2 protein-coding genes are annotated in these 1,593 nt (G+C 63.3%); one reads left to right on the plus strand and one right to left on the minus strand.

Translation table 11 applies throughout. From position 1 onward, the window contains the following. Positions 1-439, plus strand: a 439-nt coding sequence (locus tag ACXJL8_RS40620; RefSeq protein WP_456686985.1) for a UTRA domain-containing protein, incomplete at its 5' end; no start/stop codon positions are given. Between the two features lie 35 nt (positions 440-474). Here the strand turns inward: ACXJL8_RS40620 and ACXJL8_RS40625 are convergent. Next, complete coding sequence (locus tag ACXJL8_RS40625; protein ID WP_456623326.1) at positions 475-1,245, minus strand: IclR family transcriptional regulator; 771 nt, start codon at positions 1,243-1,245, stop codon at positions 475-477. Positions 1,246-1,593: the final 348 nt, after the last annotated feature.

Raw genomic sequence — 1,593 nt, forward strand, 5'->3', positions numbered from 1 at the left:
CCAGCGTTCCGTGCCCGAAGTCTTGTCTGTGGTACTGCGGCCGGCAGACGCAGATGAGGCGGCGCTCTTCACGGAAGCCGTTGGTGAGCCGCTGCTCTGTCTTCACCGCATCCGACGTGTTGGCCGCGCGCCGGTGATGCACTCGCGAATACGGCTCGTTGCGCGCCGCGTGCCGGATTTCCCGCGCAAGGCGGCGAGCGTGCCTGCGCTGCTCTACCTCCATCTGCTCGACGCCTACGGCATTCGTATCGCGGCGATCCGCGAGAAGCTCCTGGCAGAGCTCGCCGACAAGGAGGATCGGCGTCTGCTTGCGCTGGCTTCGCCGAACGCCGTTCTGGTGATCCGCGAGGAGGCGTACGATCAAGCCGGTGCGCTTGCGCTCCTGAGCGAGCATCGCGCCACGACGGCGCATCATCACTACGTGAACGAGATCCGCTAACCTTTGCGAGTCGTGCCGCGCGCCCGTGAMGCTTCCTACTGACCGACGATCACGTCGATTTCCTCCTTCAGGAGGGCGCCGTAATGTTCGAGGACGCCTGGCCTCAGCTTCGCGCAGAGGAACGTGAAGCTAAGGGCGGCGCCCGGCTTTTCGCCCGGCGTCATGATCGGCAATCCGACGCCGGCAATGCCGGGAATGAGTTCGCCCACATCCACCGCGTAACCGCGGCGGCGGGTGTCGGCGATCAGCTGCCGAACCTTGTCCTCGGTGAGATTGCGATAGGACGCGTAGCGCCCGAGGTTGGCGCGGATGATGTAGTCCTGCTCGTCCTCGTCCAGGAATGCGAGCATCGCGATCGAGCCGGGACCTACGCCGAGAGGCACGAAGCCGCCGATCGATCCCGTCAGCGTCGGCACGATGCATTCACCGTCGCGCCGGTCGAGACAGACGGAATCGTGATTGAAGCGGGCCATCAGGTGCGTCGTGTCGCCGGTGCGGCGCCTGAGCCGGGACAGTGCGATCTCGCAGCGGCTGATGATACCGGGGCCGCGAGCAGCGCGGACGCCGTAGATCGCCATGCGTGCACCTAGCCTGTAGCGCCGTTTCTTGTCGTCGCGGGCAAGCAGCTTGTGACCGACCAGCGTATTGAGGATGCGGTGACAGGTGGCGGTATTGAGCCCGGAGCGCGCCGCCAGGTCCTTGAGCGAGAGGCCCTCGACGCCGCCATCGGCGACGAGATCCAGCAGGATGACGGTCCGGTCGAGCAACTGGGCTCCACCGGACGGCGGTTGGGCGATCGCCGGCATGGAATCTCACATTATGAAAAAAGAGGCCTTGGCAACTTGTACATTGAGAAAGATGTGTCTCCAATGATGAAAATTAGGTCGCTTGAGAAGGGTGCATATTTTTTGAGCGACCTGATTTCTTCATTCGCAAAAAGCTGATGGCTGACGCGGCGCTGCGGCAACAGCGCTGGAAGGCCGTGATTTTTCCAGAGGAACAGGATGACAGGCTTCAAAAGGATGATGGGCGTTTCCGCCCTTGCGCTCGCTGCCTCCTTTGTTGGTGGCGCCGCCGTGGCGGGCACGCTTGAGAACGTCAAGGCACGCGGCAAGCTCGTCGTCGGCGTGAAGAATGACTACGTGCCCTATGGC

The sequence above is a fragment of the Bradyrhizobium sp. P5_C11_2 genome (assembly GCF_054049755.1).

Bases quoted from the DNA above. Each gene is read 5' to 3' on its own strand.
- ACXJL8_RS40625 (WP_456623326.1), bottom strand. From the start codon at position 1,245: ATGCCGGCGATCGCCCAACCGCCGTCCGGTGGAGCCCAGTTGCTCGAC.